This is a genomic window from Umezawaea sp., from assembly GCF_057122925.1.
The window spans coordinates 51877-76692 of record NZ_DBNGPQ010000039.1 but is presented as its reverse complement, the minus strand read 5'-3'; the positions used below and the strand labels follow the sequence as shown (position 1 = coordinate 76692).

At 73.5% G+C, this 24816-nt stretch carries 24 protein-coding genes; 7 read left to right on the top strand and 17 right to left on the bottom strand.

Annotation, left to right across the window (positions count from 1 at the left end; translation table 11 throughout):
* Nucleotides 1–20 precede the first annotated feature (20 nt).
* The 4 genes from AC156L_RS06065 to AC156L_RS06050 all read right to left on the bottom strand — a co-directional run bounded on the left by AC156L_RS06065 (nucleotide 21) and on the right by AC156L_RS06050 (nucleotide 3578).
* Nucleotides 21–659 carry a response regulator transcription factor gene (locus tag AC156L_RS06065; RefSeq protein ID WP_330876281.1) on the bottom strand — a complete coding sequence of 213 codons (639 nt, stop codon included), beginning with the start codon at nucleotides 657–659 and terminating at the stop codon, nucleotides 21–23.
* The gene (locus AC156L_RS06060; protein WP_330876280.1) at nucleotides 656–1573 is read right to left on the bottom strand and encodes a sensor histidine kinase; all 918 of its coding nucleotides are present in this window, start codon (nucleotides 1571–1573) and stop codon (nucleotides 656–658) included. The genes AC156L_RS06065 and AC156L_RS06060 overlap by 4 nt, the downstream gene beginning before the upstream one ends.
* The gene (locus tag AC156L_RS06055; protein ID WP_330876279.1) at nucleotides 1570–2907 is read right to left on the bottom strand and encodes a serine hydrolase domain-containing protein; all 1338 of its coding nucleotides are present in this window, start codon (nucleotides 2905–2907) and stop codon (nucleotides 1570–1572) included. Before AC156L_RS06055 ends, AC156L_RS06060 begins: the two co-directional genes overlap by 4 nt.
* A 95-nt stretch (nucleotides 2908–3002) precedes the next feature.
* Complete coding sequence (locus AC156L_RS06050; protein ID WP_330876278.1) at nucleotides 3003–3578, bottom strand: dihydrofolate reductase family protein; 576 nt, start codon at nucleotides 3576–3578, stop codon at nucleotides 3003–3005.
* Nucleotides 3579–3822: 244 nt separating this feature from the next.
* Between AC156L_RS06050 and AC156L_RS06045 the strand changes: the two genes are divergently transcribed.
* On the top strand, nucleotides 3823–4185 hold the full coding sequence (locus AC156L_RS06045) for a 5-carboxymethyl-2-hydroxymuconate Delta-isomerase (protein ID WP_330876277.1): 363 nt from the start codon (nucleotides 3823–3825) through the stop codon (nucleotides 4183–4185).
* A 150-nt stretch (nucleotides 4186–4335) separates the two neighbouring features.
* On the opposite strand, the gene AC156L_RS06040 is transcribed toward AC156L_RS06045, so the two are convergent.
* Genes AC156L_RS06040 through AC156L_RS06025 form a run of 4 tightly spaced genes read right to left on the bottom strand, consistent with a single transcriptional unit; the run spans nucleotide 4336 to nucleotide 7536 of the window.
* Complete coding sequence (locus AC156L_RS06040) at nucleotides 4336–5046, bottom strand: pyridoxamine 5'-phosphate oxidase family protein (protein ID WP_330876276.1); 711 nt, start codon at nucleotides 5044–5046, stop codon at nucleotides 4336–4338.
* Nucleotides 5047–5077: 31 nt separating this feature from the next.
* On the bottom strand, nucleotides 5078–6187 hold the full coding sequence (locus AC156L_RS06035; protein ID WP_484406663.1) for a GNAT family N-acetyltransferase: 1110 nt from the start codon (nucleotides 6185–6187) through the stop codon (nucleotides 5078–5080).
* Nucleotides 6188–6191: 4 nt separating this feature from the next.
* Complete coding sequence (locus tag AC156L_RS06030; protein WP_330876274.1) at nucleotides 6192–6977, bottom strand: class I SAM-dependent methyltransferase; 786 nt, start codon at nucleotides 6975–6977, stop codon at nucleotides 6192–6194.
* 4 nt (nucleotides 6978–6981) lie between these two features.
* Nucleotides 6982–7536: an EF-hand domain-containing protein gene (locus AC156L_RS06025; RefSeq protein WP_330876273.1), complete on the bottom strand. Its 555-nt coding sequence runs from the start codon at nucleotides 7534–7536 to the stop codon at nucleotides 6982–6984.
* Between the two features lie 285 nt (nucleotides 7537–7821).
* Between AC156L_RS06025 and AC156L_RS06020 the strand changes: the two genes are divergently transcribed.
* Nucleotides 7822–8655: a phytanoyl-CoA dioxygenase family protein gene (locus tag AC156L_RS06020; RefSeq protein WP_330876272.1), complete on the top strand. Its 834-nt coding sequence runs from the start codon at nucleotides 7822–7824 to the stop codon at nucleotides 8653–8655.
* Between the two features lie 22 nt (nucleotides 8656–8677).
* On the opposite strand, the gene AC156L_RS06015 is transcribed toward AC156L_RS06020, so the two are convergent.
* Nucleotides 8678–9259, bottom strand: a complete 582-nt coding sequence (locus tag AC156L_RS06015; RefSeq protein ID WP_330876271.1) for a TetR/AcrR family transcriptional regulator — start codon at nucleotides 9257–9259, stop codon at nucleotides 8678–8680.
* Between the two features lie 88 nt (nucleotides 9260–9347).
* Between AC156L_RS06015 and AC156L_RS06010 the strand changes: the two genes are divergently transcribed.
* The 3 genes from AC156L_RS06010 to AC156L_RS06000 all read left to right on the top strand — a co-directional run bounded on the left by AC156L_RS06010 (nucleotide 9348) and on the right by AC156L_RS06000 (nucleotide 12182).
* Nucleotides 9348–9809, top strand: coding sequence for a cupin domain-containing protein (locus AC156L_RS06010; RefSeq protein WP_330876270.1), 462 nt, complete (start codon nucleotides 9348–9350; stop codon nucleotides 9807–9809).
* Between the two features lie 301 nt (nucleotides 9810–10110).
* Nucleotides 10111–11298 carry a zinc-dependent alcohol dehydrogenase gene (locus AC156L_RS06005; protein WP_330876536.1) on the top strand — a complete coding sequence of 396 codons (1188 nt, stop codon included), beginning with the start codon at nucleotides 10111–10113 and terminating at the stop codon, nucleotides 11296–11298.
* Entirely contained in the window at nucleotides 11295–12182 is an 888-nt protein-coding gene (locus AC156L_RS06000; RefSeq protein WP_330876269.1) for an SDR family NAD(P)-dependent oxidoreductase, read from the top strand. The genes AC156L_RS06005 and AC156L_RS06000 overlap by 4 nt, the downstream gene beginning before the upstream one ends.
* 52 nt (nucleotides 12183–12234) lie before the next feature.
* Here the strand turns inward: AC156L_RS06000 and AC156L_RS05995 are convergent, their stop codons facing one another.
* From AC156L_RS05995 to AC156L_RS05985, 3 genes are read right to left on the bottom strand one after another with little or no spacing between them, the layout of a single operon-like run.
* Nucleotides 12235–13263 (bottom strand): alpha/beta hydrolase, encoded by a 1029-nt coding sequence (locus AC156L_RS05995; protein ID WP_484406661.1) that lies wholly within the window; start codon nucleotides 13261–13263, stop codon nucleotides 12235–12237.
* Nucleotides 13264–13267: 4 nt separating this feature from the next.
* Nucleotides 13268–13627: a hypothetical protein gene (locus AC156L_RS05990; protein ID WP_330876267.1), complete on the bottom strand. Its 360-nt coding sequence runs from the start codon at nucleotides 13625–13627 to the stop codon at nucleotides 13268–13270.
* 13 nt (nucleotides 13628–13640) lie between these two features.
* Entirely contained in the window at nucleotides 13641–14141 is a 501-nt protein-coding gene (locus AC156L_RS05985; protein ID WP_330876266.1) for a TetR/AcrR family transcriptional regulator, read from the bottom strand.
* Nucleotides 14142–14302: 161 nt separating this feature from the next.
* Between AC156L_RS05985 and AC156L_RS05980 the strand changes: the two genes are divergently transcribed.
* Nucleotides 14303–15772, top strand: coding sequence for an alpha/beta hydrolase (locus AC156L_RS05980; protein ID WP_330876265.1), 1470 nt, complete (start codon nucleotides 14303–14305; stop codon nucleotides 15770–15772).
* 162 nt (nucleotides 15773–15934) lie between these two features.
* Here the strand turns inward: AC156L_RS05980 and AC156L_RS05975 are convergent, their stop codons facing one another.
* The 4 genes from AC156L_RS05975 to AC156L_RS05960 form a co-directional block, all read right to left on the bottom strand.
* Nucleotides 15935–16714, bottom strand: a complete 780-nt coding sequence (locus AC156L_RS05975; protein ID WP_330876264.1) for an endonuclease/exonuclease/phosphatase family protein — start codon at nucleotides 16712–16714, stop codon at nucleotides 15935–15937.
* 123 nt (nucleotides 16715–16837) lie between these two features.
* Nucleotides 16838–19780 (bottom strand): AfsR/SARP family transcriptional regulator, encoded by a 2943-nt coding sequence (locus tag AC156L_RS05970; protein WP_330876263.1) that lies wholly within the window; start codon nucleotides 19778–19780, stop codon nucleotides 16838–16840.
* 372 nt (nucleotides 19781–20152) lie between these two features.
* Nucleotides 20153–20587, bottom strand: a complete 435-nt coding sequence (locus tag AC156L_RS05965) for a peptidase inhibitor family I36 protein (protein ID WP_330876262.1) — start codon at nucleotides 20585–20587, stop codon at nucleotides 20153–20155.
* 131 nt (nucleotides 20588–20718) lie between these two features.
* The gene (locus AC156L_RS05960) at nucleotides 20719–21408 is read right to left on the bottom strand and encodes a glycoside hydrolase family 12 protein (protein WP_330876261.1); all 690 of its coding nucleotides are present in this window, start codon (nucleotides 21406–21408) and stop codon (nucleotides 20719–20721) included.
* A 304-nt stretch (nucleotides 21409–21712) separates the two neighbouring features.
* On the opposite strand from AC156L_RS05960, the gene AC156L_RS05955 reads away from it, so the two are divergent.
* Nucleotides 21713–22534, top strand: coding sequence for an SGNH/GDSL hydrolase family protein (locus AC156L_RS05955; protein ID WP_330876260.1), 822 nt, complete (start codon nucleotides 21713–21715; stop codon nucleotides 22532–22534).
* Between the two features lie 11 nt (nucleotides 22535–22545).
* On the opposite strand, the gene AC156L_RS05950 is transcribed toward AC156L_RS05955, so the two are convergent.
* On the bottom strand, nucleotides 22546–24789 hold the full coding sequence (locus AC156L_RS05950) for a hypothetical protein (protein ID WP_330876259.1): 2244 nt from the start codon (nucleotides 24787–24789) through the stop codon (nucleotides 22546–22548).
* Nucleotides 24790–24816 lie beyond the last annotated feature (27 nt).

The window sequence follows — 24816 nt, the reverse complement described above, 5'->3', positions numbered from 1 at the left end:
TCGCGACCGGCTGACGACGGTCACTCCGTCATGCCGGCCTCGTACGCGGTGATGGCCGCCTGCACGCGGTTCTGCACGTCCAGCCCGCGCAGGATCGCGGACAGGTGCGCCTTCACCGTGCCCTCCGCCAGGTGCAGGCGTCCCGCGATCTCCTGGTTCGACAGGCCCTGCCCGACCAGCGCCAGCACGTCCCGCTCGCGCGGGGTCAGCGCCGCCACCCTGCGCTTCGCCGCCGCGGGCCTGGTCAGGCCCGTCCGCAACCCGGCCAGGACGCGGCGGGCGACCCGCGGTGACAGGTACGCCGCGCCGTCGGCGACCGCCCGCACCGCGATCAGCAGCTCACGGGGGTCCGCGGCCTTCAGCAGGAAGCCGCTCGCGCCGTCCTCAAGGGCCTGGGCCACGTACTCGTCCTCGTCGAACGTCGTCAGCATCACGACCGGGACGACGTCCCGCAGTTCGCGGGCCGCGGCGAGGCCGTCGAGGCGCGGCATGCGGATGTCCATCAGCACCACGTCCGGCTGGTGGGCGTGCGTCAGCTCCACCGCCGCGCGCCCGTCGGCCGCCTCCGCCACCACGGTGATCTCCGGATCCGTCGCCAGCACCGCCGACAGCCCCGCCCTGATCATGGCCTCGTCGTCGGCCAGCAGCACCCTGATCACGTCAGCGGCACCCGTGCCAGCAGCGTGAACGACCCGTTCTCGGTCGTCACGACCAGCTCGCCGCCCAGCAGCCGCAGCCGCTCCGCCAACCCCTCCAGGCCACTGCCCCTGCCGACCGGACCCCTCAACGGATTCCCGACCTCCAGCGTCACCAGCCGCTCCGCGACCGTCATCGTCATCGTCACCGGTTCGCCCGGCGCGTGCCGGGCGGCGTTCGTCAGCGCCTCCCGCGCGACCCGGCGCACGGCCTGGTCCACCACGTCCGGCAGGTCCTGCAGACCGTCGACCGCCACGGTCATGCCCGCGTCCCGCGCGTTCGCCACCAGGGCCGCGACCGGCGGCACCTCGTCGCGTTCGCGCAGCATCGCGATCGACTGCCGCAGCCGGTCGGTCGCCGCCACCGCCGATGCCCGCACCGCGCCGGCCGTGCCCGCGTCCTCGCCGGACAGGCCGGGTGACAGTTCGAGCGCGCCTGCCCGCAGCGCGATCAGCGCCAGGTCGTGGCCGAGCGAGTCGTGCAGCTCCGCCGCCAGCCTGCCCCGCTCCTGGAGCCGCGCCCGCTCGGCGACGTGCTCCCGCTCCCGCTCCAGCTGCCGCACCCGTTCCCGCTCGGCCGCGATCAGCAGCGCCTGCTGCCGCCGGTACCGGCCCGCGAGCCGCGGCAGCACGACCGTGAGCACCAGGATGAGCAGCACCGACGTCACCTCGGTGCGGTCCAGCACGGCCACGACCGAGCAGCCGACGACGCCGACCCCGGTGAGGACCTGCCAGCCGAAGCGGGCGTCGACGTGCCTGCCGTGCAGGTACGCCAGCAGCGCCAGCACCGCGAACGCGCACACCCGCCACACCGGCAGGCCGCCCTCCATGTTCAGCCCGCTGATCAGGCCGAGGACGGCGAGGACCCCGAGGCTCATCGGACCGACACTAGCCGGACGACGCGAGCGGTCAGCACCGCGAGCCCGGACAGCCCCGCGGCGGCGAGCGTGATCGTGAGCGGCAGCGCGAAGTAGCCGAGCTGCGCCCACAGCACCGTCCGGCCGGAGCTGATGAACGACACGAACCACGGGTAGAGCGCGAACAGCACGGCGGGCGACGCCACGACCAGCAGCCGCGCGACCGTCAGCCACCGTCGCCGCCCGTGCTCGCGTTCCGCCCAGCGCCGCGCCCGCGCCACCCCGAGCACCCCGAGCGCCGCGGCGAGCAGCCCGACCGCCGCGAGCACCCACTCGACGAGCTGCCGGGAGCTGCCGGGCTCCGCGGGCGTCCCGCCACGGCTCAGCGCGATCAGCCCGTCGAGGATCGTGGCGGTGTCGTCGACGAGCGGGGCGCCGTTGGTCATCACGGCGTAGCCGTAGCCGGTCTCGGGGTCGATGGCCTGGATCGCGTTGTACGTCCACAGGTTGCCGCTGTGCACGAGCAGGCCGTTGTCGTCGGGCTGCCAGCCCATGCCGTACTCGTGCACGTCCGACGGCGAGTGCATGGCGTCGAGCGACGCCGCGGCGAACGGGCCGTGGCCGTTCTGGGCGACGAGCCAGCGGCCCATGTCGTGCGCGGTCGTGATCACCGAACCCGCGCCGCCGACGGCCGGGCCGTCGTCCAGCTCGGGCCGGTCGAGCCAGATCCCGTACAGCGAGTTGAAGCCGTTCGGCGCGTCGCCGCCCGCCTTGCTGTCCCGCATGCCGAGCGGCTCGAACACGTGCTGCCGCAGGTAGTCCTCGTAGGACTGGCCGGAGACCACCTCGACCAGGCGGGCGGCGACGTCGTAGTTGACGTTGCAGTAGGCGTACCGGGTGCCGGGTTCGGCGGCGTCGACGGGCGGCAGGAGGTCGACGTACTCGGCGAGCGTGCGGGCCCCGGTCAGCCGTCCGATGTCGACGGAGGCGTCGGAGATGCCGGAGGTCTGGTTGAGCAGGTGGCGCACGGTGATGCGCGGCGGGAGCTGGGGGAGCCGGTCGTGCACCTGGTCGTCCAGCCCGACACGGCCGTCCTCGACGAGCGTCAGGACGGCGGCGGCGGTGAACGACTTGCTCACCGACGCGACCCGCATCGCGGTGTTCGCGGTGACGGGGTCGCCGTGCCCGTCGCGCCCGGCGCCGGTGGCGTGCACGACCCGGTCGCCGTGCGTGACGACGACCGAGACGCCGGGCAGCCCGGTCGCGTCGAGGGCCAGGGCCAGGTAGCTGTCGATCGACGCGGGCGCGGGTGCGGGGGAGAGGGCCAGCACCAGTCCGGCCACGAGTGTCCTCATGGGCCGGAACGCTAGGGATCGGCGGGGTGGTGCCGGATCCGCCGATCGACCACGGTCACCCCCGACGATCGTCGGGGGTGACCGTGGTCGATCGGTCAGCGGTCGACCTCGTAGACGAGCTTCTGGACGCCGTTGCGGTACGTCTCGCTCTCGACGACCGTGAGCCGCTGCTTGTCCCGGTCGGTGGTGCTGAACAGGCGCTTGCCCGCGCCGAGCAGGACGGGGAAGACGAGCAGGTGGTAGCGGTCGACGAGACCGGCGTCGGCGAGGCCGCGGTTGAGCTTCGCGCTGCCGTGGACCAGGATCGGCCCGCCGTCGGTCTCCTTGAGCGCGGCGACGTCGTCGAGGGAGCGGAGGATCGTGATGTCGCCCCAGTTCGTGACGAGGTCGCTGTCCTCCAGCGTGGTGGAGACGACGTACTTCGGCATCGCGTTGTAGCGCGGGAACTCCTCGGTCATGGTCGGCCACACCGGCGAGAAGGCGTCGTAGCTGACGCGTCCCATCATCATGGCGGCGGCCTCGTCCTGCTCGCGCGCCTTCAGCTCGTAGGCGGCCTCCACGAACTCGATGTCCTTGAAGGTCCAGCCGGAGCTGCGGTGGCCGGGCTCGCCGCCGGGGGCCTCCACGACCCCGTCGAGCGAGACGAACGCGGTGCTGATCAGGGTGCGCATCGGGTGCTCCTGGGTAGTCCTGCTGTGCTGTCATCTCTGCGTCGAACGAACCCGGCCACGTTCGACAGATCGCTCGAAGATCCTTCGCGGCCGTGCACGCACTGGTCAGGCGTTCACGGTGCCGCGGCGATCTACCCTCCGGGAGCACGTCCACCGCTCGGGCGCCGTTCGACCGTGCGGGGGTCGGGTTCCGGTTGGGGCCGCACCGAACTCCCGGTCCTCACCGCGCCGGTAGCGTGAGCCCATGCCGCAGATCACCGTCGAGTACTCCGCCGAGCTGAGCGGGGCCCTGGACCGCCGAGCCCTCGCCCTCGCGCTGCACCGGACCGTCGCGCCGCTGGTCGACTCCGACGTGGCCGCGTTCAAGACCCGGTTCCGGCGGATCGAGGAGTCCGTGATCGGGGACGGGGCGCCCGCGGCGATGGTCCACGTGCGGATCGGCCTGCTGTCCGGGCGGCCGGTGGGGCTCAAGCAGGAGGTGGGGCGGGTGGGCATCGGCATCGTCCGCGACCACCTCGCGCCGGTGGACGGCCTCCCGACCCAGGTCACGCTGGAGGTGTACGACCTGGACCGGGAGCAGTACCAGAAGCTGGTGCTCGGGCCCTGAGCCGGACGTCATCCGCCTGCGTGCGCCCGGTCGCCCGCGATCCGGTCCGGCTGGGCCTCGACCAGGCTGCGCGCGCACGGGCTCGACGCCGCGGGCAGCACCACCGCCGTCCTCGAACGGATCGAGGACCGCGCGTGACCCGACGAGCGCTCAGCCGAGGGCGCGCGGGTCGACCTCCACGTCCTGCTCGTCGTCCGACCACCACAGGCGGGCGACGTGCAGGACGTGGCGGCCGAGCGGGTCGCTGTCGCGGGCCGTGCCGGTGAACCGCACCCCACCGCCCGCCGACCCGTCCGCGTGGACGATCCCGGAGACGTCCGGGTGGGTGGCGACGTCGCGGGAGTGGCGGGCCTCGCGCGGGGAGCGCCACAGCAGCCGCAGGGGATCGCGCAGGACGGTGACGTCGACCGTGTCGATCCAGGGTGTGGTGCCGTCCGTGGTGGCGAGCGTGGCCCGGCGCCCCGTGCCCAGGAGGTGCCGGACGCGGTCGGCGGGCCCCGCCGCGTCCTCGGGGGTGTCGCGGGTGATGCCGAGGGGGACCGGCGGGTCGCTGAGCAGGTCGGCGTCGAGCAGGGTCCACCAGCGCCCCTGCTCGACGCGGCGCCGCTCCCACTCCGGGTCGCTGCCGCGGTCGGCGACGGCACGGCGGTAGCGGCCCCACGCGGCCTCGTCGGCGAAGGTGACGGTGTGTTCGAGGGTGTGCACGTCCTGGCCGATGGTCCGCACCCGCCACCGGGTGGCGAGGACGGTGTCGAGCCCGTCGTAGAACCACCGCTCGCGGTCCCGCACCCAGGCCCAGAAGGCGTGCGGGTCCCGCTCGGCGGCCGGAGACGGTTTGATGCGGTAGACCAGGTGCAGCACGTGGTGCCCCTTCCCCTCGCGGTGGGTCCGCTCAGCGGCTCCGGTCCCACAGGTCCCAGTCCGGGTCGTAGGCCTCCGGGCGGCCCGGTGCGAGCGCGCGCCAGGTCCGGAGCGCGGCGGCGTTGTGCTCCGCGCCGGGGATCGTGCCGTTCGGGGAGAGGACCACCGCGGCGAGCGGGGAGAGCACCGCGCCGCGCTGGACCTTGCCGTGCCAGGCCGAGATGCCCAGGTGGCAGTGGCGGAACCCGGCCGCGGCCCCGTGCCGCAGCGGCATCCGGTGCAGCAGCAGGAAGTACTCGCCCGCCGGGCGGGCGTGGGCGTAGTCGAAGCCGAAGTAGCGGGCGTGCAGCCGGTCCCCGCGACCGTAGAAGATCATGACCGCGTGCGGGCGGCCGTCCCTGGCCGCGACACCGGCGTGGGCGTCGTCCAGCAGCCCCGCGGCCCGCTGGCCCTCGAAGACCCGCCGCATCCACCCCTCGTCCGCCGTACCCCCGTACCGGGCCCGGTTCTGGGTGACCAGCCGGACGGCGTCGGCCTCCAGGTCGCGGGTGAACGGCAGCCACGCGACCTCGACCCCGGCTTCCCGGACGGCACGCTCCTCCCGCCTGCGACGGTTCCGGTCCCGCCGGGACAGCGTTGCCAGGTGGACGTCCAGGCCACCCGGTGGGATCGGCAGCACGACGTCCGCGCTGTGGAGGAAGACCTGGGCGCGCGGGTGGGCGGCGGCCAGCAGCAGCGCGTGCCGGGCGGGCAGGTAGGGCATGACCAGCCCGGCACGTCCCTCCTCGCGGGCCAGGGCGAGCGCGTGCTCCAGCAGCGCGCGCAGCACCGGCCGCGCCGAGGCGACCAGTTCGTTGCGGGTCGCCCGGCGGGCACCCAGCCACAACCAGTCCGCGCCCGCCCCCGGCAGCACCCGCGACAGGTCGAACAGGCCGGACCCGTCGGCCTCGCCCGACCAGGTGGGCAGCCCGCCCAGCAGTTCCCCGCCGCGGCCCTCGGCGATCAGGACCCGGTCGGGGCCGAAGGCGTGGCGCAGGCCGTGCAGCCAGCGGTGCGTGCTGTAGAAGCCGTCCGGGCCCACGAGCCGGTCCCACCGCGCACCCGGCACGTCGAGGATGTCGGGGACCACGCGCGTGGACACGTGGTCAGGTGCTGACGCGCGGCCCGCCGCGGTCTTCGTCGTTCGCGTCGACATGGCGGCTCGGCGTTCCTTTCCGGCAGGTGACGATCGCGGCGTGGGGGCGGTCGAGGTACGCCGACCAGAACTCGGTGCCGTGCTCCCGGACGCCGTCGGGCGAGACCCGGAAGCCGGGCCAGGCGACGTCCGTGAACCCGGCCTCGGCCAGGGCCCGGTGCAGGGTGCGCCGACTCCACCAGCGGGCCGTGATGGTGTCGCGGTGCGCGCCGAACGCCAACTCCAGGACGACCTTCGACGCGTCCGCGCGGGGTTCGGCCTCGTGCAGCCGGAACCCGTAGCGCGCGTAGTGGTCCGGTGCGCCGTCGTAGTCCGGGTTGACCGGCAGGGTGACGAACCGGCCGCCGTCGCGCAGCGCGTCACCCGCGACCGCGCACAACCGCGCGAGGGCGCGGTAGTCCTCGGCGTAGGGCAGGACGTACACGCCGAGGACGACGTCGAACGCGCCCGCCCGCGGCGGTGTCGTCGTGTACTCGACGCCCAGCCCCTCCCGCGCCTCGCGCGCCGCGGCGTGGGCGATCATGCCGGCGGAGGTGTCGTGGCCCACCACCCTGGCGGCCCCTGCCCGCTTGAGCAGTCGGCAGTAGTCGCCCGCACCGCAACCCAGGTCCGCGACGGCCTTGCCGGACAGGTCCCCGAGCAGTTCCAGCACCGTGTACGACTCCAGGTGCCGCCGCCAGGGCAGGGCGAACATCTCCTCGTACACCCGAGCCAGGGTGTCGAAGCGGCTGCTCAACTCCTCACTCTGCCGACAGCGGGTCGCCCAGCAGCCAGTTGCCGGGAGCCTCGGGGTCCGTGCTGAGGTAGAACTCCTCGATGGCCCTGCGGAACTCGGCGTGGGTGATGCTGCCGCTGCCGTTGCGGTCCAGGCGCCGGAACGCGGCGTCGGAGGTCTCCGGGCTGATCCCGAGGGCCTCGTACATCCGGACGTACTCCCTGGCGCTGAGCTCGTTGCTGCGGTCGGTGTCCAGAGCGCTCATGAGCGCGTTCACGATTCCCATGATCACGTGCTCGAAGTTCTTCGGCTCGGTCACGCCGGACCGCATGACCTGGATGAACCCCTGCCGTCCCACGCGCCCCTGGGCGTCCGTGACGCCCGCGTCGCGCAGCAGGTCCCACCACGCGGTGAACGCCTCGCGCATGGCGCCGCGGTTCTCGTGGTCGTCCGGACGGGCCACGGCGGTGAACAACTCCGCCATCTGCTCGAAGTCCTCGTGCGTGAGCCAGTTGTCGTTGGTGTGGTCGAACCAGTCGAAGAGGATGTCGAACTTGCGATCGGTGATCTGATGCGGCATCGGGTCCACCTCGGTCCTGCGAATGGAGGTTGGTTGTCGGCACCGTTCACGTCGTGCGTGTCGGCGGCGAGGCGCCGGTGATCGCAGGGTACTGCCGGGCGGACGAATCCCGTAAGGGCACAAGGGATCCACCATTTCCCAGTCCCCGGAGCTGCTGAGGGCCTTGTCATCGGGCCGACCGGTGGCACGCTCGGAGTCCAGGCGCACGAACGCGTTGCGCCGTCGACGCCAGCCCGGCGGTGACGTGTCGGCCACCGCCGAGCCGATGCTCCAGGAGGAGCGGACATGACCATCGCCACCAGCAGGCACCTGTCCGAGCGGGACCTGTCGTTCTACCGCGACAACGGGTACCTGACGCTGCCGGAGCTGTTGCCGCCGAAGAAGTACGAGGCGTTGCGGGAGCACTTCGAGCGCACGCTCGCCGAGCTGCCGGACGGGACGCGCCCGGAGGACATGGACGTCCCGCACTTCACCGATCCGCGCCTGTTCGAGTGGCTCATGGACCCCGGTGTGCTGGACCTGGTCCAGCAGCTCGTCGGGCCGGACATCGCGGTGTTCTCGTCGCACTTCCTCTGCAAGCCCGCCGGTGACGGCAGGAGCGTGCCGTGGCACGACGACGCCTACTACTGGCGGAACATGATCACCCCGTCCGCCGGGGCCGTCACGATCTGGCTCGCGCTCGACGAGGTGGACGAGGGCAACGGCTGCATGAGGGTGGTGCCGGGCAGCCACGCACCCGGCGAGCGGCGGTACCGGCCCACGCGCGGCGCGGACGGGGTGTTCGACGAGGAACTGGACCCGGAGTGCGTGGACGAGTCCCGCGCCGTGCCGATCCTGTTGCGGCGCAACGAGTGCAGCGTCCACAGCGCGGCGCTCGTGCACGGCAGCGGGGCCAACCGCGGCGACCGCCGACGGGCCGGGTTCACCATGCGCTACATCAGCACCGCGGTGCGGTTCAACCACGAGGAGGTGGGCGAGCGCCACCAGATCTTCCTGGCGCGGGGGCGGGACCGGGCGGGCAACGTCTACGCCGACCCGACCGTGCCGCACCCCGAACTGGTCGCCGGTCGCGACGCCACGCGGAAGGACGTCGACGGGCGCCGTCCGGGTGGCGGCTGATCGGGCGGCACCCGCGATCGCGCTAGGAGGTCACCGGGTCCTCGCTGACGATCGTGCCGAGGGAGCGCACCGCCTCGGACAGGAGGTGGCGCAGCGTCCGGGTCTCGCCCGGCCGCGTCCACCGCTGGAACGCCGCCTGCTGCGCGAGCACGGCGGTGCCCGCGGCGAGGAACGCGGTGTCGGGGTCGCACCCCCGTGCGTGGAGTTCGGCCGCGATGGCGTCGGTGAGCGCGGCGTTCTTGCCGAGTTCGCGCTCCTGCAACTCCGGGTTGGCGGCGATCACGGCGTGCCTGCGGGTCGCCACGGCGCGGCGTTCCTCGAACAGCCCGTCGGCGACGACCTCCAGCGCGCGCACGACCGCGTCGAGCGGCGGCACGGCGTCGTCGCAGGCCGCGATCTCGCCGACGACCGCCCGCTGGATCTCCGAGCTGAGGATGAACAGCACCTCGCGCTTGTCGGTGAAGTGGTTGAAGAACGTCCGCTGGGTGAGCCCCGCCCGCTGGGCGATCTCGGCGACCGTCGTGCTCTCGAACCCCTGCTCGTCGAACAGTTCCAGTGCGGCGGCTTGCAGGCGTTCGGCTGCGTCCGGTTTCCATCGCGGCATGGTCCGAGCCTAGCGACTGCACGATGTGCAGTCATCGGTGCTACAGTGATTGCACAAGCTGCAATCACTTCACTCGGGAGGCTCCTCCATGGTCGCTGTATCGGTCGTCGGCCCCGGTGACGGCGAAGTCATCGCCAACGGGCCCGCGCGGATCCGGATCCTCGAAGACGGCGGCAACACCGAGCACCGCCTGGGGATCGGCGAGATCACGATCCCCCCGCACACCCCCGGCCCTCCGCAGCACCGCCACGCCCAGCACGACGAGGGCTTCTACGTGCTCTCGGGCACCGCGCGGTTCACCGTGGGGCAGGACGACCACGACGTCGGCGCGGGCACGTGGGTCCTGGTCCCGCCGGGGGCGCCGCACACGTTCGCCAACATCGGCGACGACCCGCTGGTCATGCTGAGCACCTTCACGCCGGACCTGTACGTGCAGTACTTCCGCGACCTCAAGGCCATGGTCGAGTCCGGGCAGCCGATGACGCGCGAGACCATGGCGCCGATCTGGGAGAACTACGCCACCGAACCGTCCACCGAGTACGCCACGTGACCTCCGGCCCCCCGGTCGACCCACGGGTCCGGTGACCACGGCGACGGCCGTGCGGACCCGTGGGTGCGGTTCGGGCACCGGCACCGCTCGAAATTCCCGCGAAAGGGTGTTTCGGTCGCCCACCAGATGTTCAAACGCGCTGGGGGAGCTTTTTTGACGATTCCCACCAGCGCGTTCCGCGGCCGAGCCGTCATGCGGATTCCGCGAGGTGGTGCTTGACTCGACTCCTGGAACGAATCGTCGTACGCGAACGTGAAAAATTCTGCGACGCCCCAGTCGAACCACCGATCGAGGAGTCGACATCAAAGCACTCACATGGCAGGGAAATCAGAACGTTCAGGTCACCGAGGTGCCCGATCCGCGCATCGAGGAGCCCACCGACGCGATCATCAGGGTGACCTCGACCGCGATCTGCGGTTCCGACCTGCACCTCTACGGCGTGCTGGGCCCGTACCTCGCACCGGGTGACGTGCTCGGCCACGAGGCGATGGGCGTCGTCGAGGAGGTGGGCCCCGACGCCGCGGGCCACCTGTCGGTGGGGGACCGGGTCGTGGTGCCGTTCAACATCTCGTGCGGCCACTGCTGGATGTGCGGTCGCGGACTGTTCGCGCAGTGCGAGACGACCCAGGTCCGCGGTGAGGGCAAGGGCGCGAGCCTGTTCGGCTACACCTCGCTCTACGGCTCCGTGCCCGGAGGGCAGGCCGAGTACCTCCGCGTGCCGCAGGCCCAGTTCGGACCGGTCATCGTGCCCGCGGACACGCCGGACGAGCGGTTCCTGTTCCTGTCCGACATCCTCCCGACCGCCTGGCAGGCGGTCCGCTACGCCGACGTGCCGCCCGGTGGCTCGGTGGCGGTGCTCGGCCTCGGCCCGGTCGGGCAGTTCGCCGTGCGCATCGCCGCGCACCTGGGCGCGGGCCGGGTCATCGGGGTCGACCGGGTGCCCGAGCGGCTCGCCCTGGCCGCGAGGTACGGCGCCGAAACCGTCAACCTCGACGACGTCGACGACGTGGCCGCGACGCTGATCGAGATGGTCGACGGTCGCGGTCCGGAAGCCACCATCGACGCCGTCGGGATGGAGGCCCACGGTGGTCGGCTCGTCGCCGCGGCCCAGAAGGCAGTGGGGCTCCTCCCGGACGCCCTGGCGCAGAAGGTGACCGACAAGATGGCCGTCGACCGGCTCGACGCCCTGCACGCCGCGCTGAAGGGCGTGCGGCGGGGTGGGACGGTCTCGGTGTCCGGCGTGTACGGGGGCGAGGTCGACGCGATGCCGATGATGGAGATGTTCGACCGGGGGATCCAGCTCCGCATGGGGCAGGCCCACGTGCGCCGGTGGACCGATCAGATCCTGCCGCTGCTGCTCGACCCGGCCGACCCGCTCGGCGCGCTGGACCTCGTCACGCACCACCTGCCCCTGGCCGAGGCCGCGAACGGCTACGAGATGTTCCGGGAGAAGCGGGACGGCTGCGTCAAGGTGGTGCTCAACCCGTGACCGGACGGGTCGTGGTCGTCGTCGGCGCCAGCAGCGGGATCGGTCTGGCCGCCGCGGTCGCGTTCGCCGCTCGTGACGACGACCTGGTGCTGGTGTCGCGCAGCGCGGGCGCGCTCGACGCCGCGGAGGCGGCGTGCCGGGACGCGGGGAGCGGTGCCGTGGACGTCCTCGTCGAGGACGTGCGCGATCCGGCGGCGGCCGACCGGATCGTGGCGCGGACCCTGGACCGGCACGGGCGCGTCGACGTCGTCGTGCACACCGCGACGGTCATGGGCTACGGCACCGTCGAGACGATGCCCGCGGAGGTGTTCACCACCGTCGTCGACACCGCGGTGCACGGCACGGTCCACCTGAGCCGCGCGGTCCTCCCGGTCATGCGCCGCCAGCGCGCGGGCACGTTCATCGGGGTCAACTCCCTGCTGGGCTCGGTCACCGTCCCGCAGATGGGGGCCTACGCGGCGTCGAAGTGGGGGCAGCGCGCCGTGCTCCGCACCCTCCAGCAGGAGACGCGGGACGAACCCGGCGTGCACGTCTGCATCGTGAGCCCCGGAAGCATCAACACCCCCATCTACTACCAGGCCGCCAACTACACCGGCCGGAGCGCTCGGCCGCCGTGGCCGGTCCTGTCGCCGGAGCGGGTGGGTGCGGCGATCGTGCGGTTGGCCGACCGCCCCCGCAGGCACGTCTCGGTGGCGGTCGGGCCGGGGAATCCGCTCGTCATCGCCGGTTTCCGGCTCCTGCCGCTGCTCTACGACAGGCTGGTCGGTCCGCTGTTCCGGCTGGCCGCCCTCACCCGCAAGCCCGCGGAGCCCGCGGCGGGCAACGTGCACCAGCCGGTGCCCGAGCGGGAACGCGTGCACGGCCACTGGCCCGCGCGGAGCTGACGACCGTCGACGAACCGGTGTCGCGCCGGTGGAGGCGGCCCGCCGGGTGCCCTCAGCGCCCGGCGAACCGGTGCAGGGCGTCGAGCACGGCTGGGGCGAGGGCGTCCGGGTGGTCGGTGTCGTGCAGCAGGTGGTCCACCCCGGACAGCGGTACCCGGCCCGGTCCTCCGACGTGCGCGCGGCGCAGGGCGGTGGTCAGCGCGTCCGTCGTCGAGCAGGGGACCTGGACGTCGTTCGTGCCGCAGGTGAGCAGCACCCTGCTCCCCGGCCGCAGGGCCGCGGCGTGCTCCGGCGGGTAGACGGCGTCGTCGCTGTCCACGAACCGGGCGCTCGGCCCCTGGAACGCCTGGAAGAGCCGGCCGACCGCGGGTGGCAGGTCGGTCGTGTCGACCGGTCGGTGTTCGCGCAGGGCCGTGACGGCGGCGTCGACCGCCGCGTCGATCGTGCGCTGCTGGTCCGGCGTGAGCAGGCCGTGCCGGGTCGCCTCGGCGACCTGGGCGTGCAGTTGCAGCGCGACCAGGTCCAGGAAGCGGATCGCCTGCGGTTGCAGCAGGGCCAGGCCGGTCGGGCGCGGGTGGACGGTGCCGCCGAGCAGCAGCGCGGTCATCGCGCCCTCGCTGTGCCCGACGACCGACAGCGCGTGCGGGTTGGTCTCCGGTTGGTCGCGCAACGACTCGTACGCAGCCGCCGCCTGGCGGACGAACGCCGGGTGGTCGAGGGTGTCCGGGTGGTCGCGGTAGGCACCGAGCCCGGTGCGGCCGGTGCCGTACTTGTCGAACCGCAGCGTGGCCACCCGGTCGACGGCGAGCGCGTCGGCCACCTGCGCCAGGGTGTTCGGGGACGCCGCGGGAGGCTGGTTGCCGTCGCGGTCGGTGGGTCCGCTGCCGGGCAGCAGCAGTGCGGCGCGCAACCGCTGCCCGGCGCGGTGCGCGGGAACGTGCAGGGTGCCGTACGTCGTGGTCCCGTCGACGGTGAAGACCACCTCGCGGTCGGCCGCGGGCACGAAGCCGGGCGTCGCCCCGGCGGGGGTGGCGGTCGCGACGGCCAGGGCCACCACGACCGCGGCGGAGCGGGGGAACACCGGATCACCCCTTCCCGATGAGGGCGTTCTCGACCAGCGCGACGGTCGCGCGGGGATCGTCGACCTGGATGACCAGGCGGGCGTAGTGCTCGTCGGCGAGTTCGACCACGACGGCCTTCGACGGGTCCTTGACGTCCCAGAAGACCTTCTCGCCGTCGAGGTGGAACGTGCCCACCGTGAGGACGCCGGGCACGTGGGCGCCCGGCGCGCGGATCCCCTTGGGTTCGGCGGCGATGCCGGGGTCGGCGGTCGCGCCGCGGACGTTGCCCAGGGGGATCGTCAGACTGCTCTTGAGGGCCCAGAGCTTGTCGAGACCCTCGATCACGACGACGAGGTCGTCGCCTTCGATGTGGACCAGTGCCATGTGGTTCTCCTTGTCAGCCGAGAGGATCGAGGCGGTGGGCCAGCGCGGTGCCGACCCCGTGGGGGTTGCCGCGCAGGAGGATGCCCAGCGCGGCGGACGTGAGAGCGGCCGCCAGGTCGGCGGGAACGCCGAGCGCGTCGGCGACGGCCTGGTCGACGGCGTCCAGCGCGGCGGCCACCTCGGCGGCGACCTCGGTGTCGGCCGGTGCCCGTTCGACCGCCGCGAGCAGCAGAAGTCCGAGGTCTGCCGACGTGATGAGCCGCAGCGCGCTCGCGGCGTCCGGTGCCGAGCCGAGCGCGTCGACCAGGGGACGGACGTCGTGGGCGAGGTGGCGGCGCAGGGCGACCAGGTAGAGGCCGCGCTTGCTGCCGAACGTCTTGTAGAGGCTGTTGCGGTGCACGCCGAGGTGGGTGACGAGGTCGTCCACCGACACCCCGTCGTACGCGCGACCGCCGAACAGCGTCGCGGCGGCGCGCACCACCTCGTCCTCGTCGAACGTCCTCGTCCTGCCCATGGCACGACCGTAGCGTTTTGAGGAACGATCAGTCAAGAACGAACGTTCCTCAATTGGTCGGGTAGGGGCACCCCCACCACCGGTCGGCCGGGTAGCCGGCTGTGGCGCTCCACCGCCACCCGAGAGGCTTCCGGGCGAGCGGAACGAGGGAGCGGATGATGATGACGAAGAAGCACCACCTGCTGGCCGCGGTCCTGGTCGCGGCGGCATCGACCGTCTGGGTGGCGACCGCGGCGCAGAGCCGTCCATCGGCGCCCGAGGAGGCGCGGGACCCGGCTACCACGCCCGCGTACGCGCGGTTCTACCGGCAACAACCCGACTGGCAGCCGTGCGGGCCCGCGGGCGCGGAGTGCACGAACGTCACGGTGCCGGTCGACTGGGCGCGGCCCGCCGGGGCCGCGGTCGAACTCGCCGTGGCCCGGCTGCGGGGCGAGGGCCGTGGCTCGCTGCTGGTCAACCCCGGTGGGCCGGGTCGGTCCGGGATCGACTTCCTGTTCGGCGGGCAGGTGCGCGGCCACGCGCCCCCCGGGTACGACCTGGTCAGCTGGGACCCGCGCGGAGTCGGGGGTTCGGCGCCGCTGACCTGCCCGGCGGAGGCGTCCGAGGCCGTCGAGGAGGTGGACGGCTCGCCGGACACCCCGGCGGAGGTGGAGGCCTACGAGGCGGCCGTCGGGCGGTGGGCCCACGCGTGCAGGCAGGCGTCCGGACCGATCTTCGACCACGTGGACACGGGCAGCACCGTGCGGGACATGGACGTGCTGCGCGCGGTGCTGGGGCAACCGAGGCTGGACTACCTGGGCATCTCCTACGGCACCGTCATGGGCGGCCGGTACGCCGAGACGTTCCCGAAGCGGGTCGGCCGCGTGGTCCTGGACAGCGCGGGCCACCCGGACCAGACCTACGGGTCCTGGATGGCCGGGGTGGCGGAGGCCAAGGAGCAGGCCCTGACCGCCTACCTCACCGGCTGCGCCGACCGCCCCGCGTGTCCTTTCGCGACGATCCCGCCCGACGCGGCCCGAGCGTGGATCCAGCAGCTCGTGCGGGACACCGACAGCAGGCCGATCCGCGGCGGCGACCAGGTCGTGAACCAGGCGCGGCTGATGACCGCGCTGACGCGGGACGTCTCGGACCAGAACGGCAGGGAGAGGCTGGACGAGGAGCTGGCCGGGGTGCTGGCCGGAGACGCGAGCACCCTCGCGGCCACGACGCGGGGACCGACGATCGACATCGGCAACACGGCCACGACCTGCCAGGACCTACCCGACCCGCGCACCGCGGCACAGGTGCGGGGCGACGCCACCGGGGTGGCGCGGACGGCACCGGTGTACGGGCTGGAACTGACCTCCGGCGCGCCCTGCCGGCACTGGCCCGCGCCTGCACCGGTCCCGCCGCACCGGCTGAGGGCACCCGGCGTCGCCCCGGTGCTCGTCATCGGCATCACCGGGGACACCGCGGGCCCCTACCGCTGGAGCACGGAACTGACCGCCCAGCTCGACAACGCCCGCCTGCTCACCCTGGACGGCTCGGGCCACGGCGCCTACCTGCTGAGCCGGTGCGTCCGCGGTGCGGTGAACACCTTCCTGACGACCGGCGTCCTCCCGCCCGCGGGTGAGGTCTGCCGCGCCGGCTGACGTCGGGCCGCGGCGCGGCGCGGGCGTTGAACGGGATCGTCCTCGACCCCGACGCGACGTCGGGGTCTTCGCCGGGGACATGCCGCCGATCGTCCTCGCCCACCCCGCACCGCACCCGCTGAGCCACGACGGCCGGAGCGAGCCCGTTCCCCCCGTCGCGCCTCAGAACGTGTAGTTGACGACGAACGCCGGGTGGTCGGTGCGGGACATCGCGTAGGTCTGGGTCGACACGAACGTGAGGGTGCGGGCGGTGACGTGCTGCACGTCGCCGTCGCCCTTGCGGAACCAGCCCGCCGGGACGCAGTTCTGCGCGTTGGTGGGAGAACCGGGGCGGTACCTCAGGTTCAGGTCGCCCACCGCCACGTGCCCGGTGGTGGGCGAGCCGGTGGGGTCGAAGGACAGGACCGTGGCGGGAAGGAGTTCGCGGCACTGCGCGAGCGCCGTGGTGGCGGTGGTGCTCAGGTGGGTGGTGCACGCGGTGAACCCGCGCACCGCGCTCAGCGCGCACGCCCAGGCCCGCATCTCGTTGCCGCCGTCCTGCGCCGAGTACACGCCGGTCCCGCCCGAGGTGATGCCCTCCTTGACGATGATCCCGCTGCCGTACGCGCCGCGGCCCGCCGTGCACTGGTAGTCGGAACCGGTGGACCTGTCGCGCACGAAGGCGAACCGGTACTGGGCGCCCGCGCCGACCGCGGCGGTGAGGCCGGGCAGGTCGGACAGGCACACCTCGTTCACCGAGACCACGTCCGGCTGCCGGTCGCGGATCACCGTCACGGCCTCGCCGACCGCGAGCCCGTTCTGGTAGCAGCCCGCGACGCCGCTGTTGCAGAGGTTCATCTGCAACACCTTGAACGCGGTGGCGGCCAGGGCGGGGACCGCCACTCCCGCGGCGAGCAGGATCGCGGCGAGCAGCAGGCCGGTGCTCCGGCGCGGTGGGTCCATGCCGACCATGGTGGTGCCAGGTCGGTGCCCGGCCGTACCGCCGTACGGACGTGGGGACACACCCGCACGGTGTGGGCGATCCCCTGTGCGCCCCCGTCCGCGGTCCCGCCGACGGCCGGGTCCTCAGGTCCCGGTGAACGGCTTGCGCGGTCCCAGCCCGCGCAGCTCCTCCGCCCGCGGGGTGCCGAACGTGTCGAACACGGCCTGAGCCTCCACGAGGTAGGGGCCGCCCGCCCCGTCGCCGAGCGCCCACCCGAGCGCGCGCAACGCTCGCGCGCGGCCGTACGGGTACCCGGCCTCCTGCTGGATCCGCAGGGCCTCGGTCGCGTGCCGTCGAGCGGCGTCGTGGTCGCCCCCGGCCAGCGCGAGTTCCGCCATGGCGGTCAGCACCGTGCCCTCCTCCGCGGCCATCTCGCGGTCGCGGGCCAGTTCCAGCGCCTGCTCGGCGCAGCGCGCGGCGGCCTCGTGGTCGGACTGCTCGCGGCGCACGTCCACCAGGGCCGTCAACGAGCCGACCTCGCAGTGGTGGTGGCTGGTCTCGCGGGCCGCCAGCAGCGACTCCTCCAGCAGGTCCGCCGCGAGGTCGACGTCGCCGAGTTCGAGCCGGGCGACGCCGAGGCCGTTGAGGACGCTGGCCTCGGCGTACCGCTTGCCCAGCGCGCGCATGGTCACCAGGGACGCTTCGAACCGCTCGACCGCGTCCCCCGGGTAGCCGAGGTGGGTCAGCGCGAACCCGAGGTTGCACCGCGACACCGCGGCCCGGTAGTCGTTGCCGTTGGCCAGGTCGATGGCCAGTGCCGCGGCCTGGAAGTCGGCCGCCTCGGCGGGACCGCCCCGGTCCCCGTGCGCGAGTCCGAGGCTCGTCAGCGCCCTCGCCTCCCCGAGGAGGTAGCCCGTCGCCCGTGACAGCTCCAGCGCCCGCTTGCTGTGGCGGATCGAGGACTCGCCGTCGCCGCGGGCCCAGTGCGCGAGCCCCAGCGTCCGGTGCACGGTGGCCTGCGCGCGTCCGTCCTCCGCGGACTCGGCGGCGCGGAGCGCGGTCTCGGCGGTCGCCGTCCAGTCCAGTTCGTTGCGCCGGGACCAGAAGTAGTTGTGCAGCGCGTCGACGAGCTGCCACGTGACGTGCGCGGGCCCGTGCTCGGCCGCGAGGTCCACGGCGGCGACCAGGTTGGCGTGCTCGGCGTCCAGCCAGGCCAGTGCCGACGCCTCGTCCTCGAACTCGGGTGCCGCCCCGGTGCCGTCGACCGTCGCGGTGGGACCGCCCACCAGGAACACCGTGTTCACCGCGGCCCGCGTCCACCGCAGGTAGTGGGGGAGGACCGCGTCGAGCGCGTCGTGCCGGTCGCCCTCGTCGTCGGCGCGTTCCACGGCGTAGGCGCGCAGCAGGTCGTGGAACCGGTAGCGGCCGGGCGCGTAGTGGTCGACCAGGTGCGCGCCGCACAGGTCGGCGAGCAGCCCGTCGGCGGTGTCGCCCGCCAGCGCCCTGGCGACGTGGGCGGTGAAGTCCGGGCCCGGCGCCAGCGCCAGCCTGCGGAACAGGACGCGCGCCCGCGGCGGCAGCGCGGCGTAGGACAGGTCGAACGCCGCGCGCACGGTGGTCTCGCTCTCCGTGCCGACCGCCAGCGCGGTGAGCCGGTTGCCGTTCTCCATCCGGTCCGCCAGGTCGCCGATCCGCCGGTCGGGCTGGGCGGCGAGGGTGGCGGCGGCGAGGCGGACGGCCAGGGGGAGGTTGCCGCACAGCCCGGACAGCCGTCGCACGTCGTCGAGTTCGGCCTCGACCCGGTGGGCGCCCAGGACGTGCCGGAACAGGCCGATCGTGTCGTCGTCGCCGAGGGCGCCCAGCGACAGCGCCCGCGCGTCGTCCAGCCCGACCAGGCCGTGCAGGTCGTTGCGGCTCGTCACGATCACGACGCAGCCGGGGCGGCCGGGGAGCAGCGGCCGGACGTCCTCCGAGCCGCGGGCGTTGTCCAGCACCACGAGCACGCGCCTGCCCGTCATCAGCGAGCGGTACAGCGCGGTCTGCTCGGCGACGTCGTGCGGTATCCGGTCGGGGGGCGTGTCGAGCGAGCGCAGCAGCCTGCCCATCGCGTCGCGGGTCGTCAGGGGCGCTCCGGTGGAGAAGCCGCCCAGGTCCACGTACAGCTGGCCGTCGGGGAACCGGTCGGCGTTGTGGTGGCCCCAGCGCACGGCGAGCGCGGTCTTGCCGACGCCAGGGGGACCGGTGACCACCCAGACGTCCGCGTCGTCGCCGAGCCGGGCGAGGGCCTTGTCGCGACCGGTGAACCCCGCCACGTTCGCGGGCAGCTGCGCGGGCACGTGCCGCCACACCGCGGTGCGCGGTTCGGGCTTGAGCCGCGGCGCCTGGTTGAGGATGTCGCGGTGCAGCAGCACGAGGTCCTCGCTCGGCGCGAGACCGAGTTCGCGGTCCAGCACCGCCCGCAGGTCCCGGTAGACGGTCAGCGCCTCGGCCTGGCGGCCGTCGCGGTACAGCGCCAGCATGAGCAGGCCGTACGGCCGCTCGCGCAGCGGGTTCGCCCGCACCAGGCCGCCCAGCTCGACGACCACGGGCTCGCCGAGCGCCAGCCGGACCTCGGCCAGGTCCTCCCGCGCGCTCAGCCGCTGCTCGGTGAGCCTGCTCCTGGCCGCCTCCGCGTCGTCGTCGGTCAGGTCGGCGTAGGGCTCGCCGCGCCACAGGCCCAGCCCCTCCGCGAGCAGTCGCGCCGCGTCCTGCTCCCGGTGCGCCGCCAGCGCGTCGCGACCCGCCCGGAGCAGGTCCTCGAACCGGAGGGCGTCGACCTCGTCGCGGCCGACGTCGACCCGGTAGCCGCCGGGACCGTTGGCGATGCGCCCGCTCGCGAGCGCGGTGCGCAGCTTCCACACGTAGGTCTTGGTGTTGCCCGCCGCCGACCGGGGCGGAGCGCCGTCCCACAGCACGTCGACGATCTTGTCGACGGACACCCACCGGTTGGCGTGCAGCAGCAGCGTCGTCAGCAGCTTCCGCTGCTTCGCCGCCCTGATCGCCACGCGCTCGCCGTCGTCGCGCACGACGTCGAGACTCCCCAGCACGCCGAACAACCGGACCCCCGTGACTCCCTGGTGCGTGGTCCACCGCCTGCGGCGCGGCCAGTGGACCGGCGGTGGACCGCCGACTGGCACCGTACTGGTCACCGGGGGAGTCGAACTCCCGGACTCCGCCGGAACGGGCGGCCCGCATCGCCGGGAGAGGGGTACGGCGATTCGCGGCCGCCCGTTCCGCGGGAACGCCCCGCCTCCCGGCTCCGCCGTGCGGACACCCGGCCCGGCCGACGGCCGCCACACCTCGCCGACCCCACTGGCACCGGCCTCGACGGCGTGCGCGCGGCGGGCTGGGCCGAGGGCGGGCGGACCGTCTGGTGCCGCACGCGTCCCCTGGCCGGACAGGGGCCGGTCAGGGGACGGTCAGTGGACGCAGAAGGAGCTGATCACGTCGTTGTACGGGCCCAGCGCCAGGTCGAGCGGAGCGCCGTAGGCGTTCATCTGGAGCAGGCGGTACTGGCAGTTCGCGTCGCGGAACAGGGCCACCGCCCGCCCGCCGCGGTTCCAGGCCGACGACGTCCTGTCGTTGAAGTCCAGCGGGACGTTCACCCTCGTGCCGCTGGTGGGGCTGTAGATGACGAGCATCCTCCCCTGGCCCGCCCCGTCCTCGAAGAGGCAGAAGTTGCCGTGCGCGCACCTGTCGTAGCCGGTCGCCGCGCTCGCGGGCGCGGCGACCGCGCCGAGTGCGACGACGATCCCGGCCACCAGCACCGCGATCCTGCTCCCCGTGCCCGTGCCCGTGCCCGTGCCCGTGCCCGTGCCCGTGCCCGTGCCCGTGCCCGTTCTCGTGACCTCCATGACGCCCACGTCCCTTCCGCGGTGTGGTTCCGTCCGTGCCACCGACTCTCGCCGCCGTGCGCCCGACACCGGTCTGATCCGGGTTCAACGGGCTGGTCGGACTCGGTGTCGAAAGAGGCGCGGACGAGCGTTCACGCGGTCACCGAATAGCTGTTGGACACGAAGTCCATGCCTCCGGGTGAGGAGGTGATCTCAAAACCGAACTGCACCTCGCCCACGGTCACGTCGCCGTACCAGCCGCGCGACCCGATCCACTTCAGCACCGCCAGCACGTCGACCGTGCCGGAGTTGGTGTTCCCGGTGCGCAGGAACGAGAAGACCTGGTTGGCGCCGTTGGAGCCCCGGTACACGTCCCAGGTGTGCCCGCCGACCGACGCGGTGGTCTGCTTCGACCCGATCGGGCCCACGGCGCCCTGCTTGTTGACCCAGATCATGATCTCGTAGGCGTTGTTGTCGGCCCAGATGTCGTAGGACGTGGCGTAGGCCCCCGACCCCGGCCTGCTGACGTTGAACGAGCTCGACAGCCTGGTCAGCGCGCTGACCCTCTTGTTGATCGCCTTCGCCGAGTGCGGGTACGCCTTCACCCCGCCGGTGCCGGGGTGGTCGGCCCACACGCCCCAGTTGCCGTAGGAGTTCGCCCAGATCGTCTGCGGTCCGACGCCGCTCCCCCACACGTCGTTGCGGACGGTGTAGCCGCCGTTGGACCACGTCCCCCACTTGTCGGTGGACGACCAGGCGGCGGCCCGCGCCACCCCGGTCGCACCGATCAGACCCGCCACCACGAGGACCGCCGTCACGACCGATCGAATTCCGTTGACCATGGCTCCGCTTTCCGGGGCGTCGTCGCCCGAGTGAACGCGGCCGTTTCGCCGCGCGAGTGCCGGATGTGCGGGGCGGTACCGACGACTATCGCTCCGCTGGCAACCCCGTGTCAATCGGAATCGGTTTTCCGGTGAATGTGTTCGCGATTTCGATGAATTCGATCCGGCTATTCGACCACGTCGGCCGATTGGGGGTTCGGCCAATTCCGCGGACGTCCCGGCGCGCCTCCTCGCCGCCGACGGGGTGGACACGCCCGCCATAGCCATGATTATGATTAGTCAACTTTCTGACTAGGGAGACGGTGTGACGCCGCACGAGAAGAGCACCCCGGACCCCGCCCGGTCCGGCGGGTACCTGCGCTACGTCGCCCTGGGCGACAGCCAGACCGAAGGCCTCGGTGACGGCGACGACGTCGTGGGCCTGCGGGGGTGGGCCGACCGGCTCGCCGAGCACCTCGCCGTCGACAACCCCGACCTCCAGTACGCCAACCTCGCCGTCCGGGGCCGCCGCGCGGGTGAGGTGCGGGCCGAGCAGCTGGGGCCGGCCCTCGCCCTGCGCCCCGACGTGGCCACCGTCGTCGCCGGGGTCAACGACCTGCTCCGCCTTCGGGTCGAGCCGTCCACGGTGGTCGGTCACCTGGAGGCGATGTTCGCCGCGCTGACCGACTCCGGGGCCCGCGTGGCGACCGTGACCTTCCCCGACCTCACCAGGGTCATCCCGCTCGCCCGACCGGTCCGCTCCCGCATCCTCGACATCAACGACCGGATCCGCGCCGCGGCCGACCGGCACGGGGTCGCCGTCGCCGAGATCGCCCGGCACCCCGCCGTCGCCGACCGCCGGTTCTGGGCCGACGACCGGCTGCACTGCAGCCCCCTGGGGCACCGGCTGATCGCCGCCGCGGTCGCGCACGCCCTGCGGGTGCCGGGCAGCGACGACTCGTGGAACCAGCCACCGCCACCGCTGCCCGGCCCGCCGCCGCGGTGGCGCGCCACCGCCGAACTGCGGTGGGCGGCCACCTTCCTCGGCCCCTGGCTCGGCAGGCGCCTGCGCGGCCAGTCCTCCGGGGACCAGCGCACGGCCAAGCACCCCCTGCTCCACCGCGTCGGGGGACCGTCCGGGACCTGACCCGCCTGCGGCTACCGCGGCGGTCGAACCAGGTCCACGAGCTGCTGGCCCAGGTGGCGGCCGAGGTCGACCGCCGCCGCCCGCGCGTCGCGCTCGCTCCACGCCCGCGCCCGCTCGGCCGGTCGGGTGAGGAGCTGGTCGACGGCGACGCGTCCGACCACCGTGCCGCCGGGGGAGAAGAGGAAGTGCTCGCGCTCGCCCTCGGTGGCGGTCGCGCGGAAGGCGCCGAGCACCGCGTCGCCGGTGCGCAGCGTTCCGGCCAGGGTGGCTCCCCAGGCCGGGGCGCCGAAGTCCACGGCCGCGTCGGGGGTGAGGTGCCAGCGTGCGCCGTCCGTCCCGACGACCACCCGCCGGACCCGGTCCCCGGCCTGGTCCTCGCCGCGCAGGACGAGGTCGACGACCACCTCCGACGAGGTGAGGGGCGTGTCGCCCAGCAGCTCCACGTCGCGGACGTGGACCACGAACCGGTCGTCGGGCGACGCCGGACCCGGCCGCGGCGCGGTGGCGCGGTGCCTGCGGAACACCCGCCCGAACCGGCGCACCAGGTGGCTCTCCAACGCCGACGCGTGCGGGTCCCACTCCCCGTCCCGGTGGTACAGGTCGGGGCCGGGGATCGGTGGCCGTCCGGTCGTGGGCGGCGCGCCCGTGAGGTCCACGCGGGACAGGAGGGCCGGCAGCGCGGTGTGGGGATCGGGCACGTGGTCCCGCACGGCGTCGAGCGCGACCTCCATCGCCGCGACGACCCCGAGCGTGGCCGCGACGTGGTGCAGGGGATCGGCGGTCTCCGAGTCCACGACCAGGAAGGTGTCGGGGCCTCCCACGTAGTAGGCGGCGTGGCCGCGGTGGCCGTCGTCCACCACGAGGTCGTACACCGGTTCGTCGTCACCACCCTCGGGCTCGTGGGGCGTCACCTCGCGCACGGTCACCGAGCCCGCCAGCACGACTCCCGGCACGAGTGCCGCGACGCCGTCGGCGATCATCGTCGGCACCTCGTCGACGAGGCACCACGGGTCCACGGCCGCCCGCGCCGGGCCGGGACCGTCCAGGCGGAACGGGTGGCCGGAGGTGGCGCGGACGTCGAGGCCGTTGATCGAGTGCAGCACCCGGCCCCGGCGGGCGGGCCGCTCGACGAGCACGACCTTCCCCGTGCCGCGGGGGGACCTCACCGCGTCGCCGATCCGCACGTCCTGGACGGGCTTCACGGAGCCGTCGGCCATGAGGACGCCGGTGCCCGTCCCGAGGCAGCTGCTGCTCCGCGGCCGGTACCGGTTGAGCGGTCCCCACAGGCACAGGCTCTGCGAGTAGCCGCCCGCCGTCGTGACGGCGCTGCTCGTGGGGGGTGTGGTCGGCGGTGGGGAGAAGGACGTCGTCGCAGTCTGGGGCATCCCGGCGGTGAGCGCGCCCGTGGCGAGGTCGGGCCCCGCCAGCGGGTGGTACCACGTGGTGTAGCCGCCGTCCCACCAGCGGCGCGGACCCACCTGGGCGGGCACGGTGAGCCCGCCTGCCTGGAGGGTCCGGATCGTGGCGTCGACGTTCGGGCAGTCCAGGGCCTTCAGCGTGGTCCACGTGTTGTAGAGCAACCACACCACGGCGTTGGTGTCGTCGCCGCCCATCGCGATGGCCTGGTCGACGTTCGCGGTGAACGCGCCCGAGGACAGCGCGTCGCCGAGTTCGGCGCGGGCGCGGTCCACCTCGCCCGCGGCGGCCAGCGCGGCGAGCGCGGAGGCCGTGGGCTCGTAGGCGTGCCGCAGCGTGGACAGGTAGGTGGCGGTCAGGGCGGGCAGGAGTTCCGCGTGCGCGGTCGCCAGGTCGGCGGTCAGCCTGCCGGTGTCCAGGGACAGCGACACCGACTGCCGCGCCGCGTCGGTGAGCACGGTCAGCGCGTAGTCCCGCCACCACCCGGATCGCGGTTCGCGCACCGAGGCCACGACCTCCGCCGCCGCGGAGGTCGTCGTCCGGCCGGGGAAGAACGCGTCCCCGTAACCGGAGTACGGGCCCCGGTAGGCGTAGGAGGTGTAGTAGCCCCAGCCGGTCTCGTCGGGTTGGGCGGCGATCCGGTCGTTCGGCGCGCTGACCTCGAGCACGGTGCTCAGCACGCCGCGGTGAGCCGCCTCGACGGCGGGGTTCCCGTAGTGGGGCAGCGCCTTCAGCAGGGTCTTGAGCCGGGGGAGGACGGCGGGGTCGTCCACGCCGTCCTCCCACCCGCCCACGACGAGTCCGACGAGGTTGCGCTGGTGTTGCCGGTAGGACGTCATCGTTGCTCCACGTCGGACTGGTCGCGG